The sequence below is a fragment of the Halomonas sp. SIMBA_159 genome, assembly GCF_046536035.1.
Classification (GTDB): Bacteria; Pseudomonadota; Gammaproteobacteria; order Pseudomonadales; family Halomonadaceae; genus Vreelandella; species Vreelandella venusta_A.
In genome coordinates this window covers 1-363 of the sequence record NZ_JAWJBT010000182.1, presented here as the reverse complement: position 1 = coordinate 363, position 363 = coordinate 1, and the positions used below count along the sequence as shown (strand labels likewise).

At 51.2% G+C, this 363-nt stretch carries 1 protein-coding gene; it reads right to left on the bottom strand.

Annotated features, from left to right (window positions below; all coding sequences use genetic code 11):
• Positions 1 to 233: 233 nt before the first annotated feature.
• On the bottom strand, positions 234 to 363 hold a 130-nt coding region (locus R0J87_RS18905; protein WP_498888146.1), incomplete at its 5' end, for an NRDE family protein.

The following is a 363-nucleotide window of genomic DNA, read 5'->3' as shown; positions in this document are numbered from 1 at the left end:
CGATTTTAGACGGCCATGGAATTGAACGCAGTTCCGAATGGGAGCGTTGGTATCCAGAGTACAAGCGCCTGTTCGAGAGCATGGGCGTCGATTTTGCCTAGCAGGATGATTAAACCCCAAGCGGCTGGCCCGCTTGGGGTTTATAGGTTGTTTTTGCTGTGCCGCTTTTATGGCAAAAGCGGGCTGGACAATAGCGCTTGCCGAGTGAATTTGCCATCTTGAAAATTTAAGGTTCAGGAAATCCGGAATTCGTATTTGCGGTCTTCGCGAAATTCACCGTGTTCGTAGCTTCTTTCAGCAAAAGTGACGAGCCCTGTGTGGTCGATCAACAAGACTGTCGCTGACCGCGTGCCGTAGTCGGGC